Genomic DNA, 17,141 nt, shown 5'->3' with positions numbered 1-17,141 from the left:
GGCATTTCAAGCACCTCCCTGGCCTGCCGACTGTTGTTATTTGAAGGTGGCGACGTTTTCAGGCGTAATCAGGCGATAAGGAATGACAATCGCCTGGGGCTCGACCTTTTCCTTCCTGGCCATTTTCACCGCTGCATCGATTGCACCATCGGCCTGGCCCTTGGCGTCCTGAAAAACGGACGCTGTCAGGTCGCCTTTTTCGATGGCGCTGATCCCGTCTGGCGTACCGTCGACTCCGGCGACAAATACAGTGCCCTTCTTGACACCCGCCTGCTTCAGCGCCAGCGCGGCACCAATGGCCATTTCGTCGTTGTTGGCCAGTACCGCATTGAACTTGCGGCCTTGAGTGAGCCAGTCATTGGTCAGGTCCATACCCTTCTGACGCAGCCAGGTGCCGGTCTGCTCCTGATCTATCTTGATATCCGGGTATTTCGCCAGCACTTCCTTAACGCCTTTGGTACGGTTCAGCGTGGAATTGTTGGCCAGATCACCCAACAGAATCACGACGCTACCCTTGCCACCCATTTTTTCGGCGATGAACTGCGCTTGCAGTCGGCCAGCCTCGGTATCGTCCGAGGTGACCGTTGCGACGCCTTCAGGCAGTTTCACCTGATCAGGGCGGCGGTTAACGTAGACCAGCGGAATACCGGCAGCGACTGCAGCCTTGGTGATGCTGGCGGTCGCTGCCGTGTCCACCGGGTTGACGATCAGGGCATCGACCTTCTTGTTGATGAGTTCCTTGACCTGATCGAGCTGCTTATTGACGTCCGCACGGGCATCGACAAATTGCAGCGTCACGCCTCCGGGCATGGTTTTGGCCTTGGCGCCCATGTCCTCGCGCAGGTAGGTCAGCCAGGTGTCGTCAAACTGCGACATGGCAACCCCGACCTTGATATCAGCCAGTGCCGCACTGCTGCCGAGCATCAGGACCAGCGCGAGGGAGGTAAAGCGAACCTTGGTATTCATAAGGGTCTGTCTCCAAATTCTTGTTGTTATCGGGGCTTGGCAAAGACGTAGAACGGTGCAACCCGTCAACGGGGCAGGCGAACTCCGGTCGCACCGGGAATGCAGAACAATTGCGCGTCCTTGTGCTGCACGCACATCCCACGGGCAACGATCGTAAGAAAGTGCTCCATGGTCCGAATCCAGAATGACGGGGTGGCAGAACGCTTGGCGGTGAGGCCAGAGGCAGGGGTTTTCATCGACAGTACCTATCTTTTGTTTTGTTTTTGTTGGCGTGTTTCCCATGGCCTGAAAATGATTTCAGACCCGGGTGATTCGATAGTCGGTAACCTGAAAAAGACTCTATTGGAAAATATTTTCCAATTCAACAAATTTTAGAATTTTATTCCATTTCATTTATTGTCGGGCCGAAAATGACAAAGCCTGACGGGTATCAGGCGTCAGGCTTTCGTGAGCGGAAATTTCAGTGGCGGGATTGCGCGACAGCAGGCGAGTCCATAGCTATTACCGTCGCAGTTGCTACAGCGCCACAATCCGTCCCTCCTTTGCGCTCAGGCGTGCGGCGTCCATTACCCGCGCTGATGCTATCGCGTCATGAGGATCGACCGGGTTGGCACCCTGCTCGTCTATTGCACGCTGCAATTGCTGGTAGAACTCGAGCCAGCAGCCGCGCTCCGAGGGCACTCGTTCACGATGATCACCGTGTTCGAACCAGCCCCAACGCCTGTGCTCTTCAACGCCCCAGCGTTCGCCCTCGGAGCGCGGCGTCAGACCGGCAAACGCCGCCTCCTCCTGACCGTCAAGGCCGTCGACGCTGTAGCAGCCTTTCGATCCGCTGACTCGAAAACGCGGCTTCGGGCTGCTTTGCAGGCAACTCCCGGACAGGTGCGAAACCACGCCGTTGGCATGGGTCAGTACGACGAAAAACGTGTGATCCAGCTCGTCGTCCGCGCTGGCGAAGCGCAATTCGCCATATACCCGCTCGACCGGCCCGAACAGCACAAGCGCCTGATCCACCAGATGACTGCCCAGGTCGCGCAACATGCCACCACCGCTGGCCTTGCCGACGGAGCGCGGCGAATAGCGCTCGATACTTGACTCGAACCGGCTGATCTCGCCCAGCGCGCCGCTGTCGATCAATTTGCGCACCGTGAGGAAGTCGGAATCCCAACGCCGGTTCTGATAAACGCTGAGCAATACTCCACGCCTTTCGGCAGCCTCCACCAGCTCACGCGCCTGCGCAGCATCGGCGGCGAAAGGCTTATCGCTGACCACCGCCACGCCCAGCTCTATAGCCTCCAGAATCAGCGCTCGCCGCGATGCCAGCGGTGTTGAAATAACCACCACATCGACCCCGGCGGTCACCAGTTCGGCCAGCGTGTCGAACGTCGCCACGCCGGGATGATCCTTGGCCACGCCCTGCTTTCGTTCAGGCGAACGGGTAACGACGCCTGCAAACGTGGCACCGGGCACACTTGAAATCAGCGTCGCGTGAAAGTAACGCCCCCCTTTGCCGTAGCCCACCAGCCCTGCTCGCATGGATATCTCCTGTGGTCCATGATCCTCAGGCCGCAGCCATCGGTTGTGTGATCGGTGCAACTGTATCAGCGCAGCAACTCGCTTTTGACCCGCTCAAGCATGAATCGGCTCGACTCGTCGGCGCGCTCTTCCCAGGCAAATACAGCCACCGTGGCGATGCCGTCGAACTTCATGTCTCTCAACGTCGAGAAAAACGCCTCCCAGTTCACCTCGCCCTGACCGATATCAAGATGCTGATGCACCGTCGCCGTCACGCCGGGCGGGTTGACGATATAACGCAGGCTGGAAGAGGCGCGGTGATTATAGGTGTCGGCAATGATCAGGTGGGTGAGCCTGTCGCCGGCATAGCGCAGCATGGAGGCGATATCTCCCACGCCGTCATCGTAGAAAAACGTATGGGGCGCGGCATACAGGTAGTTGATCCAGTCACGATCGAGCCCGCGAATGATGTCCACCGACTCGTTGTTGCGCTCACAGAAGTCATAAGGATGCGCCTGAATATCGAGCTTGATGCCTTCGCGCTCGAAATGCGGCATCAGCTCGTCCATCGACTTCATGAACTGGTTCTCGCAGACCAGCGCATGATCCGACTGCCCGCTGAACTCGGTATTCATAAGGTCACAGTCCATTTCCACCGCAACCTGAATGGCGCGTTTCCAGTTGCGCACTGCAGCAATACGCAAGTCTTCGTCGGGCGCTGCCCAGTGATACAGCGGCAACAGCGAAGAAAGTTTCACACCTGCATCGCTAAGGGCTTTGCGAAACTCCCTGATGCGTGCGCGATCCACGCGGGGATACTTGTAAAACGGCATGAAATCTTCATGCGGCGACAGTTCTATATAGTCGTAACCCAGCTCCGCGGTTTTATCGACCATCGCCCCCAAGGGCAGATGGCGGTACATGTATGGGTCCAGTGCGATCCGCATGATGCCTCCCTGTTATTTTTGCCGAGAGATGTTCCGGTGGCTGAGAAATCTGTCAGGCGTAGAACGCCGGACGCACTTCCAGGGCAATCGGCACAACTGCGCCGTTGTTCTGCGCCAGCACGCAGGCATCGGCCGCTACGGCAGCCGCATAGCCGTCCCAGGCAGAAGGGCCGTAGATCGTTCCTGCCTTGACGCCGTCGATGAAGTCCTGCAGCTCGACGTCATAGGCGGCAATGAAACGGTCTTTCCAGTCCATCAGAATCGCGTTGGACAATTTGGCTTCGCTGCGCATCTGCACCTGAGAAGGCTCGGGCAGTCTGGCGATGCCGCTCTCGCCGACCACCTCGCACTGGATGTCGTAGCCATACTGGCAGTTGACGAAGACCTCGACGTCGATGCGCGTGCCTCTGGCGGTCTCCAGCATCACGATCTGCGGGTCTTTCATGTGCGCCAGGGCCTTGCCGGTCTTGCGCGGAAAAACCACCTGTGCAGACACATAATCATCGTCGAGCAGCCAGCGCAGCACATTGAGTTCGTGAATAAGGGTGTCGGTGATGGCCATATCGGTCTTGTAATTCTCGCCTACGCGCGGGTTGCGGTGGGCGCAATGGAGCATCAGCGGCTCGCCGATCTGGCCGCTGTCGATCACCGCCTTGAGGGCGCGATAGCCCTGATCATAAGGCCGCATGAAACCCACTTGCACCAGACGCCTGCCACTGGCGATCTCGGCTTCGACAATATGCCGGCAGCCTTGAGCCGTCACTGCCAGCGGCTTTTCGCAGAACACCGGCTTACCTGCAGCGATGGCCGCCAGCACGTACTCTTCATGGCTAGGCCCCCACGAGCAAACCAGCACTGCCTCGACATCGGGCGCCGCGATCAAAGCGTGCCCGTCGGCATACACTTCGGCGCTGATGTCGAGGTCGCGCACAACTTTTGCAGCCTGCTCCAGATTGATGTCGGTGACGGCCACCACCTGACTGCCGACCAATGTCTTGCTGCAACGGCGGATATGATCCTGACCGATTGCGCCTGTACCAATCACGCCGAGTTTCAATGCCATGTTCGTATTCCTTTTTGTTATTGGATGTTGCCGTGAGCAGGTCACGGGCCATGAACGCTAAAAAGTGATCAGTACTGGCGCGCCTTGGCCAGCTCGCGGTTGAGTTTTTCGTACACCTGAGCGGTGGTACCTGTGGTGGATACTTCGGCGACACCGACCCGCCACCACGACAGGTACTTGTGAATCATGGTCTTGGGCAGCACCTTGATATCGATCAGCGTCGAGACCGTCTGGAGCCGGGCATCGGCGAGCGCCTGATGCAACTGCTCGGCAGTGCTCACCTTGTAGGTCTTGCAGCCATAAGCCGCCGCGCTCATGGCAAAATCCACCGGTACGAAGTCGCCATCGAGCTTGCCGGTCTCCGGGTTGCGGAAACGGAACTCGGTGCCGAAACTGTTCATTCCGTGTTCCATCTGCAAATTGTTGATGCAACCGAAGGTCATGTTGTCGAGCAACACAACGTTGATCTTTCGGCGCTCCTGAATCGAGGTCGCCAGCTCCGAATGGAGCATCATGTAAGAACCATCGCCGACCAGTGCGAAGACTTCCCGGTGCGGCTCGGCGAGCTTGACGCCGAGCGCAGCATTGACCTCATAGCCCATGCACGAGTAGCCGTATTCAACGTGATAGGTATCGACCCCGGTGCTGCGCCAGGCGCGTTGCAAGTCGCCCGGCAGGCTGCCCGCGGCGGCAACGATTACCGCGTCGGCCGGCAGGTTGCGGTTGAGAATGCCCAGCACGCCGCTCTGGGTCAGGCACGAACCGGTCAGTTCAATGAAATCGCGCAGCACGGCCGGGTCCATGTGGTCGTTGATTTCAGGCACGAAGCCTTCGCTCTGGTACTCCACCGCATACAGCCGATCCACTTCGGCATCCAGTTGCGCACGCGCGGTCCGCGGCGCATCGCCCCACGCGGCACGATAACCGCTGGCCTGCAGGCTTTCGGTCAGTGCCTGCAAGGCCACCTGCGCATCGGCCAACAACTGCACGCCGTCCAGTTTCTGTACATCGAAAGCGCCGACATTGAGGTTGAGAAACTGTACATCCGGGTTCTGAAACAACCATTTCGACGCGGTGGTGAAATCGCTGTAGCGGGTGCCGACGCCGATGATCAGATCGGCTTCCTTTGCCAGTTGATTGGCGGCCACCGTGCCGGTTTCGCCGATCCCACCCATGTTCAACGGGTGCGCCGAGACGATGGCGCTTTTACCTGCCTGGGTTTCCGCAAACGGGATGTCGAAGCGCTCTGCAAAGGCTTGCAACGCTGCAGCTGCGCCTGAATAACGCACCCCGCCACCGCAGATCAGCAAGGGCTTGCGCTTGCTGCCGAGCAAGGCCAGCGCATCGTCGAGCATCGCCTTGCTTGGCGGACGACGATCAATACGGTGTACGCGTTTTTGCAGAAAGCTGTCCGGGTAATCGTAGGCTTCGGCCTGAACGTCCTGGGGCAGTGCCAGGGTCACTGCACCTGTCTCGGCCGGGTCGGTCAGCACGCGCATGGCGTTGAGCGCGGCGCTCATCAGCTGCTCGGGGCGGTTGATACGGTCCCAGTACTTGCTCACGGCCTTGAAGGCATCGTTGGTGCTGATGCTCAGGTCGTGAAATTGCTCGATCTGTTGCAGCACCGGGTCAGGCTGGCGGCTGGCGTAGACATCGCCGGGCAACAGCAGCAGCGGAATCCGGTTGGCAGACGCCGTTGCAGCCGCAGTGATCATGTTGGCCGCCCCCGGCCCTACCGAAGAGCTGCAGGCGTAGATTTTGCGACGCAGATGCTGTTTGGCAAAACCGATGGCAGCGTGGCACATGCCCTGCTCGTTCCGGCCTTGATGCACCACCAGCTCACCGCTGTCCTGCTCCAGCGCCTGGCCGAGGCCCAACACATTGCCGTGGCCGAAGATGGTAAAAATGCCCGCTACGAACTTGCTCTGTACGCCGTCAACTTCGACATACTGATTATCGAGAAACTTCACCAGGGCCTGGGCCATGGTCAGTCGGGTTGTACTCATGTTGGCACCTTGTTCTTGTTTGAGGTGGCCTGAATAGGCAGAAAATCAATGGCGCTGGGAAACGGCTTGTGACAAATGCGCCATGCTTACCGAGATCGCCTGGGGAATATCGTCCAGCGCATGAACGCTTTCGGCGAACGGTTCAAACGACAGATGTCCTGAATAGCCGCTGTCCAGCAACCTTTCGATCTGTGCAACGTTGCCAAGAATGTCAGCCTCGCCAACCAGCACGCGGTGACCGTCGCGAATGCTGTTGAGCGGCGCCTGCGCGTCCTCGACACCGGAGATATGCACCAGCCCGGTCAGCTCCGGAAACAGCTCGACCTCGCCCGCCAGATGGTGATGAAAGGTGTCGTGAACCAGACGGTAGACATCCAGCCCGCCAACGGCCTTGATTGCATCCACTGCCTGACGCTTGAAGCGCAGCGAGCACTCCTCGAAGCCCAGCGGCTCGACGAAACCCAGAACCCCGTACTCACGAAGAATCGGCGCCAGCGCGGTCAGCGCGGTGCGCAACCCGGAAGCACGCTGCGCCCCGTTGCGCGTGTCGGCATGGTCGTTGAGCGGGCACAACACCAGCCCCTTCGCACCGCAGTCGCGAGCGTACTGCGCCAGTTTTGTCGCCTGGGCACTGCGCTCGTCATTCCAGACATCGAACGGGTACAGCGCATTGATCGAAAGAACCTGTACGCCTTTGCCAGCACAAAGATCAGCAACGACCTCTGGCGCAGTGCCGTCTTCGATCTCGATGCCCTTAAGGTCGTTGCGGATCTCGATGGCGTCGGCACCCAGCTTTACAGCCAGATCGACGAATGCCTCAAGCGACAGGCGTGGCGCGACCATTCTATTGAGGGCGAAACGCAGTGGATGACTCATTGTTATTGTTCTCCGCACATTCCATTGATGGGTGAAAACTATTTGGCGGTCGGCATGCTGAACTCCGGCCCTTTGGCGATGCTGTCCGGCCAGCGCTGCATGACGCTCTTGTAGCGGCTGTAGAAGCGCAGCCCTTCTTCGCCGTAGGCATGGTGATCGCCGAACAGCGAACGCTTCCAGCCTCCAAACGAATGCCAGGCCATAGGTACCGGAATCGGCACGTTGATCCCGACCATGCCGACCTTGATGGTCCTGGCAAATGCACGGGCCACGCCGCCATCGCTGGTGAAGCACGACACGCCATTGCCGAACTCATGCGCGTTGATCAGCTCTACTGCGCTGGCGAAATCCGCTACATGCACGATGCCCAGCACCGGGCCAAAGATTTCTTCCTTGTAGATCTGCATTTGCGGCGTGACATTGTCGAACAGCGTCGCCCCGACAAAGAAGCCCTGCTCGGCGCCCGGCACACTGAAATTGCGACCATCGACAATCAGCGTGGCGCCTTCTTTCACACCCTGATCGATGAAACCCTCGACCTTGGCCTTGTGTACGCCGGTGACCAGCGGCCCCATATCCGAATCGGCCTGCATGCCGTTGCCGACCTTGAGCCGTTCGATGCGTGGCAGCAGCTTGTCGATCAGACGCTGGCCCACGTCGCCCACTACCACGGCAACGGAAATGGCCATGCACCGCTCGCCAGCCGAACCATAGGCAGCGCCGATCAAGGCATCGGCGGCCTGATCCAGATCGGCATCGGGCATCACGATCATGTGATTCTTGGCCCCGCCAAGCGCCTGCACGCGCTTGCCGCGGGCAGTGCCCTGTTGATAGATGTATTCGGCAATCGGGGTAGAACCGACGAACGAAATCGCCTCGATATCAGGGTGCTGGAGCAAGGCATCGACCGCCACCTTGTCACCCTGCACCACATTGAACACGCCGTCGGGCAACCCGGCCTCTTTCAATAGCCGCGCCATCAACAGACTGGCTGAAGGGTCACGCTCGGACGGTTTGAGAATAAAGCAGTTGCCGGTCACCAGCGCCATGGGGATCATCCACAGCGGCACCATGACCGGGAAGTTGAACGGCGTGACCCCGGCGCAGACGCCCAGAGGTTGGCGCAGGTTCCAGTTATCGATACCGCCACCGATGTTGTCACTGAAGTCACTCTTGAGCAGGCTCGGCGCGCCGCAGGCAAATTCGACGATTTCTATGCCGCGCACCACTTCACCGCGCGCATCGGAGAGCACCTTGCCGTGTTCCCGGCAGATTATCTGCGCCAGCTCGTCGTGGTGTCGATCGAGCAATTCCTTGAACTTGAACATCACCCGCGCTCGGCGCAAAGAAGACTGATCGGCCCAGCCCGGAAACGCCGCCCTGGCTGCTGTAACTGCTTCATCCACTGTCTTGACACTGGCCAGCGCGACGCGCGACTGAACCGTGCCGACTGCCGGGTTGAAGACGTCGCTGAAACGCTCGCCATCGCCGTCATTCACGTGCCCGTTGATGTAATGGCCGATCACCGGTGACTCGCTCATCTGCATGACTCCAAAGAAAAGAGGGATTAAAGATCCAGTAGCCAGCTGTGCTGCGGATCGTTATGGAACTGCCAGGCACGCGTCGGGCCGGCCATCACGTTCAGGTAATACGATTCATAACCGTAAGGCACGGACACCGGGTGATAGCCCTTGGGCACCGTCACCAGGTCGTTGTTTTCCACGGCCATGGCCTGATCGATACTGCGGTCGTCGGTATAGACGCGCTGGAAGACGAAGCCCTGCGGCGGGTTGACCATGTGGTAATAGGTTTCTTCGAGAAAGCTCTCGTGCGGCAGGTTGTCCCTGTCGTGCTTGTGCGGCGGGTAGCTGGAGGAATGCCCCGAAGGCGTGCGCACCTCGACCACCAGCAGCGAATGGGCCGGCTCGCTGTCGGGCAGAATGTCGCACACGTATCGGGTATTGGCCCCTTTGCCGCGCACGCTGCGTTTCATGCTGGCAGGCTGAATCAACCGGGCCGCAAGCTGCTTGCCGGCATCGCCAGGGGCGCTGCACACGGCCAGATGAACCGACCCACGGGCGACGAATTCGGCCCGGCTGTGCGGCGGCAGGTAGACCGCAAACGGTGATTTCTCTTCGAACACTGACTGCCTGTCGCCGATATCTTCCCAATTGAACGCGCCCTGCCCCGGCGCCTCGCCGCTCACACTGACGTGCCCGGCAAGCACTACCACGCACACTTCATGCTGTTCGGTGTTCAACGGCAGGCGTTGTCCACTCTCCAGACGGTAAGCCTTGAAGCCCACGTATTCGAGGGTGCCCGGCGCAAGTGCAACAATGTCTCGGCCGGCAGGTTTGCTTTTGGTCAGCAGACTCATGAATCAATCCTCCTTATCAGGCATCGGCCAGCAATTGGCGCAAGGTGTCATAACCTTTTTTGGCATAGGCGTAACTGGGCGCAACCGCCGGATCCTGTTCAGCCTCGACGACCAGCCAGCCGCTATAGCCGGCCTGCAATAACACGTCGAGCAGTGCCGCAAAATCGATGTCGCCGTCACCTGGCACAGTGAACGTGCCGTTGATGATGCAGTCCGGAAAGCTCCAGAGATTGTTGCGGGCCAGTTGCACGACCGGTTTGCGCACGTCCTTGAAATGCACGTGGCAGACCCGTTTTATGTGCTTGCTCAGCACCTGCAAAGGCTCGCCACCGCCCATATAGCAATGCCCCGAATCGAACAGCAGGCCGACTTCGCTGCCGGTCAGCGCCATCAGCTTGTCGATATCCTGAGGCGATTCGACGTAGGCCCCCATGTGGTGGTGATAGGCCAGACGCACTCCTCGGGAGAGCGTGTAGCGCGCCAGCTCGGTAAGCTTTTCAGCGTATTCGCGCCAGGCCTGATCGGTGTGAAAGCGCGGTCGTTCGACCAGCGGGATGCGTTGCCCCTGAATGGAATCGGCCACCTCGCCGTACACCAGTACCGACGCGCCGTTTTCGGCGAGCAGTTGCACATGCGGGCTGATGGCCTCGATTTCTTCAGCCACAGAACGCTGTGCCAGACGACTCGAATACCAGCCGGACACCAGCGCCAGATCGTAGGGCCGCAGCACATCACCGACGCCCTTGGCGTCCTTCGGGAACTTGCCGTTGAGTTCGAAACCTTCGTAGCCGATGTCTTTACCTTCGCTCAGCGCGGTACTCAAGTGCGTTTCTCCGCCCAGGGCCGGCAAATCATCGTTGCTCCAGGAGATCGGGTTGATACCAATGCGGATCTTGGGCGTGGAAGCTGAAACAGGCATGGCTGCACCTTTCTTGTTGTTATCGCTGCATCAATAAATTCAGGCGCGGCTTTCGCGCCAGGACTCGATCAACCAGTTGAAAGTACTCTGCACCCGGCTGACCAGTGTTGCATCGTCGATTTCCCCAGCCATCCAGGCCCGACTTGGCTCACGAAAGATCGTCCGGCCAACGGCAAACCCCTTGCAGACGCGGCTGTTGCGAGCCTGGGCAAAGCCGGCCGCCAGTTCTTCGACCGGGGCATTGAGCCCGAGCAGCACGATGCCGCGACAGTACGGATCACGCTGCTTAATCAATTCGTCCAGCTGCTGCCAGACAGCGGCACTCTGCGCCTCGATTTTCCACCACGCCGGATAAATGCCCAGGTTGTACAAGCGCTTCATCGCTCGGACCATCACATCCGGATGAGGCGACGGGTGCTCCTTGGGCGGAATGATTTCAAGCAGCAACTCATGGCCGCTGACGTTCGATGCGTCATACAGCGCCTTGATCTGCGCTTCCTGTTCCAGACGCAGCATGGGTTCGTCATCAGGATGGTATTGCACCAGGCACTTGATGATCTGTTCCTGCGGCCAGTTGATCAGGTTGCTGCCGATGGAGCGGCCGTGCTCGAATGCCAGCGGTCTTGAGCCCTGCACCTCCACCGGGCGCGCCAGCCACCAGCCACGACCGGTGGCGGCGTTGAGCGAGTCCTGGCCAAAGCGCTGATCGGCAAGCAGCCCGACATCGGCTTCGATACCGCGCTTGCGCAGATCCGCCTCGACGTGTGCGACCGATTGCACAAACAGTTGCTTAAGCTGACTGATACTGTCCAGGTCACGCCCGGCCTGCTGCGCCAGTTCGACCAACTGACCGCGATGATCAAAGGCGAAGATGAACAGTTGTTTCCACTGCCTGCGCGGCACGCTGACCCGGTGCAGGCGCTGCAGAACGACGTCCTGATCAGGGCGGGTAACGGGTTCAGCGCGGCTGAACAGGTAGTCGAGTTCGGCGAGCGTGGGCATTGCCGGGGCGCAGGCATGGCGCGAGACCACCAGCCCGCCGCAGGCATTGGCCAACTGGCAGCAACGCTCATCGCTGGCGTCCTTGAGCCAGCCACTCAGAAAACCGGACATGAACGCGTCACCGGCACCCAGGACATTGAGCACTTCCACTCGCACACCGGGATAAATCGCGCCATCTTCGAGACGTGCTGGAATGGCTCCGTGAATGACCGTGCAACCTTGCGGGCCGAGCTTGACCACCAGCGTTGCAGCAGTCAGTTCACGCACCTTACGCAGGGCCGCCAGCAGTTCAGTGGAGGCACCGGCAATCAAAAACTCTTCTTCGGTGCCGACGATGAGGTCGAAACGCGGCAGGATACGCTGCACATGCTGGCTGACCCTGTTGTCGGCGACGAACCGCGTCTCGCCATCGGCTTTGCCTGCAAGCCCCCAGAGTACCGGCCGATAGTCGATATCCAGAACCCGTCTGACGTTGTGTTTCTCGGCATAATCCAGCGCCTGGCTGCTGGCCTGGAACACCTGATCAGTCGAAAAATGCGTGCCGGTAATCAGCAACGCCTTGCTCGATGCTATTTGCTGCTCGTCTATGTCTTCGGCGCGCAGGGCCATGTCGGCGCAATTTTCGCGGTAGAACACCAGCGGAAAGGTTTCGCGGTCCTTCAAGCCAAGCAGCACCATCGCGGTGAGGCGCTCGGGGTCGCATTTGATGGCGCTGACGTCACAGCCTTCCCGCGCCAGCGACTCGACCAGAAAACGACCCATGTGGTCATCGCCTACCCGGCTGAGCATTGCTGACTTGAGGCCAAGTCTGGCGGTGCCAAACGCGATATTGGCGGACGAACCACCGAGGTATTTGGCAAAACTGGAGACATCTTCAAGTCGTGCGCCCACTTGCTGCGCATAGAGATCGACGCCCAGGCGTCCAAGGCAGATCAGATCCAACTGACGCCCTGTGGCAAAGCGAGTCTGGCCCATGGTGGCTCCTGTTATTTTTATCAGCCTGCAGCGCATGCATGGGATGCACGATCTGCCTGTGTGAATGCAGCCTAAAACGTCGCGGGGCATCAATCAATATTTATTCTATATTTATTTTTTGTGGAATATTTTTTCTATAGGTTGGCGCAACTGCTGGCGCGGTGTAAGGACAGGTAGGATATAGTCGCTGTTGCCTGCCAGAAGCAGCTCCATCAGCAGGGCGCGGTCTCGACCCGGTGCTCTGAACGAACAAGCAGAAAGGATGTGACTATGACCAGCGCCGACCAGCCCACTCTGTCCGAGACGAGCGTCGACGTTCCGCCGACCAGCGCCGAAGCCCTGCTGCGCATGATTACCGATGAGTACGACGGTCTGCCGCGCCAGCTAAAGCGCATTGCCAGCTACATGAGCCAGCAGAGCGACCGCATCATGGTCGACCGCATAAGCGATATCGCGCGTGAATGTGAGGTTCATCCTTCAGCCATCGTGCGCTTTTCCCAGCGTTTCGGGTTCAGTGGCTTCAGTGAAATGCAGGCGCTGTTTCGTGAGGCCTACACCCACAAGACCACGCCGGTGCAGAACTACCAGCAGCGTATTCGCAGCATGATTGCCAACAAGTCGCAAAAAGCCAGCGCGGGCGATCTGGCACGTGAATGCGTCGATGCAACGCTGTCCGGGCTCGAACGTCTGAGCGCAGAGCTGGATGACGTCGAGTTCGAAAAGGCCGTAGACCTGGTGGTCAATGCCGACAACATCTATGTGGTGGGAGTAAGGCGTTCATTTGCGGTGGCGGACTACCTGGTCTACAACCTGCAGCACACCAACAAGCGTATTCACCTGATTTCAGGCCTGGGCGGCAGCTACCGCGAGCAGATGCGCAGCGTGCGCGCCAATGATCTGGTGATTGCGATCAGTTTCACGCCCTACGGCAAGGAAACCCAGCATTGCCTGCGCATCGCCCAGCATCACCAGGCCAAGACCCTGATCATCACCGACAGCAACCTGTCGCCACTGGCCAAACGCGCCAATTCGGTGTTGCTGGTCAACGAAGGCAGCTCGTTTGCCTTCCGCTCACTGAGCGCAACCCTGTGCCTGTGTCAGGCGCTGTTCATCGCAGTGGCGTATCGCCTGGAGCTGAAGGTGGACGAAATCCACGAGCAGGTCGGGTTTGACGATTGAGGGCTGGGATCCTCCTGAATACAGGCCCGGAAGGAAGTAACCACGGCAGCTAACCGCAATGCCCACACCTTCCGGGCAGAAGCCTGACTTCAACTTTGGGACTTGGCTTCTTCGCCCATGCGTTGCTGGTTCTTCTCGCCCATTTTCTTCGCACGTTTTTCCAGCACCAGATAAACCACCAGCGCCAGCAACAAAGGCAGCAGGAAGTAGATAGCGCGGTAGCCGATCAGTGCGGCCAGCATGCTGCCCTTGGAAAACTGGTGCGCCAGCAAGGTGATGAACACTGTCTCCAGCACCCCGAGCCCGGCCGGGATGTGAGTAATGACACCTGCAATGCCGCTGATCAACAGTACCCCAAGGACGGCGGGGTAAAACGCGCTGTCGGGTAACAGGGTGTAGATCACCGCCGCCATCAACGACCAGTTCAGGGCACCCAGGCTGGCTTGCATCAACGCCTGCTTCAACGAAGGCAGATTGAATTCCTGTTTACGGATCGTCCACGAGCGCCGCCTGGAAAACCGGCAAGCCAGCAAGTAGGCAAAGCACACTGCCAACAGCCCAAAGCCGATCAGTTGCAAGGTCGTGGAACCGACGGACCATTCTTTGGGCAACTCCAGAAAGCCCATTGAAAACACAAAACCGGCCAGCAGCATGTAACCCAGCCAGTTGGTAATCAGGCTAAGACTCAGAATTCGGGTAATGGTCGAAACTTCCAGCCCCAGTCGGGAATACAACCGATAACGCAAGGCAATCCCGCCCACCCATGAGCTGAGGTTAAGGTTGAACGCATAGCAGACGAAGGTGACCGGGACGATCTGTTTGATCGACAATTTATGCCGCGTGTAGTAACGCGCCAGTATGTCAAACCCGCAATAGGTGGCGTAGCTGGCAAACGCGACGACAGAGGCGATGACCAGGGTGCTGGCCTTGTAGGATGCCAGCGCTTTCTTGACCTCTTGCCAGTCGAGGTTCCTGACCAGCATGAACAGCAATACCGGCACCGCAATGAAGAAAAACAGATTGAAGATCCGTTTTGCCCATTTCCATTTGGTCTTCTGCGCGCTCTGCGGCGCAGCGCTTGCGGCCTGGGTCATGACGTTTTCTCCTGATCCAGTTCATGAAGGTTCTGATGCTGTTCGATAGCCTTGGCCTCAGGCACTACATCGCCAGCGCGCAGCGGTTTGAGACGTACCCCGTGAACCGGAAACAGCCCGGCAATCGCCGGAAAACGGCGCAGGAAAAAGAAGCTCAGCACGATCATCGGCGCCCGCCACCACTGGCCACGAGCAGCCCCTTTCAGGCTCATCTGGGTGCTGTGCGCTGCGGCAAGCTCCATCAGATGATCCTGCAGACGCTGATTGAGCTCAGGGTCACGGATGACCAGATTGGCCTCCAGGTTCAACGCCAGGCTCAAGGGGTCGAGATTGCTGGAGCCCACCGTCAGCCATTCTCCGTCGATCAACGCGACCTTGCCGTGCAGCGCACGCTGCTTGTACTCGTGAATGACCACCCCGTCGCGCAACAGATAGGTGTAGGTCAGACGCGAGCAGACCCGCACGAACGGCATGTCCGGCTGACCTTGCAGAATCAGCGTGACCTTCACGCCGCGTCGCGAGGCATTGCGCAGCTCGCGCAAAAACCGATAGCTTGGGAAGAAATAGGCGTTGGCGAGGGTAATCCGCTGGGTCGCGCCACGAATCGCCTCGAGGTACTGCTCTTCGATGTCAGTGGTGTGCTCGCCATTGTCGCGTTCGGCAAGCAGCATACTGGCATTGCCTGCACGATCCAGCTTGAGCGGTATCGGCGTCAGCTTCGACCGGACCGCGTCACTGAGCATGCTCATGGCGCTCTTGTGGATGTCGCCGACAATCGGACCGCGCACCAGAACGGCGTAGTCCTGTTTGGCGGTAAGGCCGGTGTCGGTCATGTGATCGACGCTGTAGTTGATGCCGCCGATAAAACCCAGTTCGCCATCAATAACAACTACCTTGCGGTGCAGACGCCGGAACAGGTTGGTACGCATACCCATGAAACGCGGGCGCGGGTCGAACAGCTGAATCTGGATACCGGCATCGATCATGGTTCTGACAAACGTCGAACTCAGGTCCGAAGTACCGTAATCATCAACCGTGACCACCACTTTCGCACCATTGCCGGCAGCTTCGAGCAATGCCTGCTGCAACCCCTCACCGATCCGGTCTTCAAAAATAATGAACGTCTCGATCAACACTTCTTTGCGAGCAGCGCGGATACACTCGAATACGCGGGCATAAAAGTCTTCGCCGTTAATCAGCAACTCCACGGAGTTGCCGTCGCGCCACTGCCCTGTCTTGTTGGTCATAAGGTCAACTCCACTGCCAGGGGTGCATGATCGGAAAGATGAGACCACGGCCGGCTGGACAGCACTTTCGGGCTGTGGGACGTCGCATTGCGGACGTAAATCCGGTCAAGCCGAAGTAACGGCCAGCGCGCCGGAAAGCTTTTTGCTGGCGCGCCGAAGCGCTCTACAAACACTTCATGCAACCCCGTGCCGTGCAGAAGTGCATCGGCGCGCTGGCGCCAGTCATTGAAGTCGCCCGCCACAATCACCGGTTCGCCCTCTGGGAGACGTGCCATCAGCTCGGCGAGCAGTTTCAATTGCTGGCGCCGATGGCTTTCAAACAGCCCTAGATGGACGCAGACAGCATGCACGTGGCCATGGTTCGGCACATCCAGAATGCAGTGCAGCAAGCCTCGCTGCTCGGTGCCATCGATGGATATGTCGAGGTTTTCGTGCTGGATGATCGGGTATTTGGATAACAGCGCGTTACCGTGATCGCCGTCCGGATACACCGCATTGCGGCCGTAGGCAAAATCGCTCCACATGGCGTCGGCGAGAAACTCGTATTGCGAAATCGTTGGCCAGCCTTTGACACTGCGGGCATGGCTCTGTTGTTCACCATGTACTTCCTGAAGAAATACGATATCGGCCGATACACTGCGCACAGCTTCGCGCAACTCCGGAAGAATGAAGCGGCGATTGAAAATGCCAAAGCCCATGTGCATATTCATGGTCAGTACATTCAATGAAACACTTGCCGACACCGGCGTCGCTGGGCCGAAGGGCGTATTGGCACTGGTCAAGACTCGCTCCTGGGTGAATAGTCACGTTATATGAAGCCACCCATGAGCACAGGTTCCATCCCGTCACGCCCCTGCTGCTTAATTGCCATATTCAACATTCAATGCATCACGCAGCGGAGCTGCAATAAATCGGGCCATAATGCAACGCATGCCCCGACCTGCGGCCTAAGCTGTCTACCAAGCCTGTAAAAGC

At 58.8% G+C, this 17,141-nt stretch carries 14 protein-coding genes; 1 reads left to right on the top strand and 13 read right to left on the bottom strand.

Features of this window, described 5'->3' with window-relative positions; translation table 11 throughout:
* Nucleotides 1-36: 36 nt before the first annotated feature.
* The 10 genes from I9H09_RS10400 to I9H09_RS10355 form a co-directional block, all read right to left on the bottom strand.
* On the bottom strand, nucleotides 37-966 hold the full coding sequence (locus I9H09_RS10400) for a sugar ABC transporter substrate-binding protein (protein WP_122324746.1): 930 nt from the start codon (nucleotides 964-966) through the stop codon (nucleotides 37-39).
* 516 nt (nucleotides 967-1,482) lie between these two features.
* Nucleotides 1,483-2,502 carry a Gfo/Idh/MocA family protein gene (locus I9H09_RS10395; RefSeq protein ID WP_024689745.1) on the bottom strand — a complete coding sequence of 340 codons (1,020 nt, stop codon included), beginning with the start codon at nucleotides 2,500-2,502 and terminating at the stop codon, nucleotides 1,483-1,485.
* 65 nt (nucleotides 2,503-2,567) lie between these two features.
* On the bottom strand, nucleotides 2,568-3,428 hold the full coding sequence (locus I9H09_RS10390; protein ID WP_122347070.1) for a sugar phosphate isomerase/epimerase family protein: 861 nt from the start codon (nucleotides 3,426-3,428) through the stop codon (nucleotides 2,568-2,570).
* Between the two features lie 52 nt (nucleotides 3,429-3,480).
* A complete protein-coding gene (iolG, locus tag I9H09_RS10385; protein ID WP_024671012.1) occupies nucleotides 3,481-4,491 on the bottom strand; it encodes a bifunctional inositol 2-dehydrogenase/D-chiro-inositol 1-dehydrogenase in 1,011 nt (336 codons plus the stop codon).
* A gap of 68 nt (nucleotides 4,492-4,559) precedes the next feature.
* Nucleotides 4,560-6,497 (bottom strand): 3D-(3,5/4)-trihydroxycyclohexane-1,2-dione acylhydrolase (decyclizing), encoded by a 1,938-nt coding sequence (iolD, locus tag I9H09_RS10380; RefSeq protein ID WP_024671013.1) that lies wholly within the window; start codon nucleotides 6,495-6,497, stop codon nucleotides 4,560-4,562.
* A 45-nt stretch (nucleotides 6,498-6,542) separates the two neighbouring features.
* Nucleotides 6,543-7,373: a TIM barrel protein gene (locus I9H09_RS10375; RefSeq protein WP_122324744.1), complete on the bottom strand. Its 831-nt coding sequence runs from the start codon at nucleotides 7,371-7,373 to the stop codon at nucleotides 6,543-6,545.
* 38 nt (nucleotides 7,374-7,411) lie between these two features.
* Nucleotides 7,412-8,914, bottom strand: a complete 1,503-nt coding sequence (locus I9H09_RS10370; RefSeq protein WP_122312861.1) for a CoA-acylating methylmalonate-semialdehyde dehydrogenase — start codon at nucleotides 8,912-8,914, stop codon at nucleotides 7,412-7,414.
* 26 nt (nucleotides 8,915-8,940) lie between these two features.
* Nucleotides 8,941-9,750: a 5-deoxy-glucuronate isomerase gene (gene iolB / locus I9H09_RS10365; RefSeq protein WP_122347069.1), complete on the bottom strand. Its 810-nt coding sequence runs from the start codon at nucleotides 9,748-9,750 to the stop codon at nucleotides 8,941-8,943.
* A gap of 16 nt (nucleotides 9,751-9,766) precedes the next feature.
* Nucleotides 9,767-10,669 (bottom strand): myo-inosose-2 dehydratase, encoded by a 903-nt coding sequence (gene iolE / locus I9H09_RS10360; protein ID WP_122347068.1) that lies wholly within the window; start codon nucleotides 10,667-10,669, stop codon nucleotides 9,767-9,769.
* A 39-nt stretch (nucleotides 10,670-10,708) separates the two neighbouring features.
* Nucleotides 10,709-12,646 carry a bifunctional 5-dehydro-2-deoxygluconokinase/5-dehydro-2-deoxyphosphogluconate aldolase gene (locus I9H09_RS10355; RefSeq protein ID WP_122347067.1) on the bottom strand — a complete coding sequence of 646 codons (1,938 nt, stop codon included), beginning with the start codon at nucleotides 12,644-12,646 and terminating at the stop codon, nucleotides 10,709-10,711.
* Between the two features lie 270 nt (nucleotides 12,647-12,916).
* Here I9H09_RS10355 and I9H09_RS10350 point away from each other — a divergent pair, with 270 nt between their 5' ends.
* Nucleotides 12,917-13,825, top strand: coding sequence for a MurR/RpiR family transcriptional regulator (locus tag I9H09_RS10350; RefSeq protein WP_005890493.1), 909 nt, complete (start codon nucleotides 12,917-12,919; stop codon nucleotides 13,823-13,825).
* An 89-nt stretch (nucleotides 13,826-13,914) separates the two neighbouring features.
* On the opposite strand, the gene I9H09_RS10345 is transcribed toward I9H09_RS10350, so the two are convergent.
* From I9H09_RS10345 to I9H09_RS10335, 3 genes are read right to left on the bottom strand one after another with little or no spacing between them, the layout of a single operon-like run.
* Entirely contained in the window at nucleotides 13,915-14,919 is a 1,005-nt protein-coding gene (locus I9H09_RS10345) for a lysylphosphatidylglycerol synthase domain-containing protein (protein ID WP_236502290.1), read from the bottom strand.
* Nucleotides 14,916-16,166, bottom strand: a complete 1,251-nt coding sequence (clsB, locus tag I9H09_RS10340) for a cardiolipin synthase ClsB (protein ID WP_122324740.1) — start codon at nucleotides 16,164-16,166, stop codon at nucleotides 14,916-14,918. Before clsB ends, I9H09_RS10345 begins: the two co-directional genes overlap by 4 nt.
* Nucleotides 16,163-16,948, bottom strand: coding sequence for an endonuclease/exonuclease/phosphatase family protein (locus I9H09_RS10335; RefSeq protein WP_005890487.1), 786 nt, complete (start codon nucleotides 16,946-16,948; stop codon nucleotides 16,163-16,165). The genes clsB and I9H09_RS10335 overlap by 4 nt, the downstream gene beginning before the upstream one ends.
* Nucleotides 16,949-17,141: the final 193 nt, after the last annotated feature.

This window comes from Pseudomonas tremae, from assembly GCF_023278125.1.
Lineage (GTDB): Bacteria > Pseudomonadota > Gammaproteobacteria > Pseudomonadales > Pseudomonadaceae > Aquipseudomonas > Aquipseudomonas tremae.
Note: the sequence above shows the minus strand (reverse complement) of the source record. Positions and strands in the feature narration are given on the sequence as shown.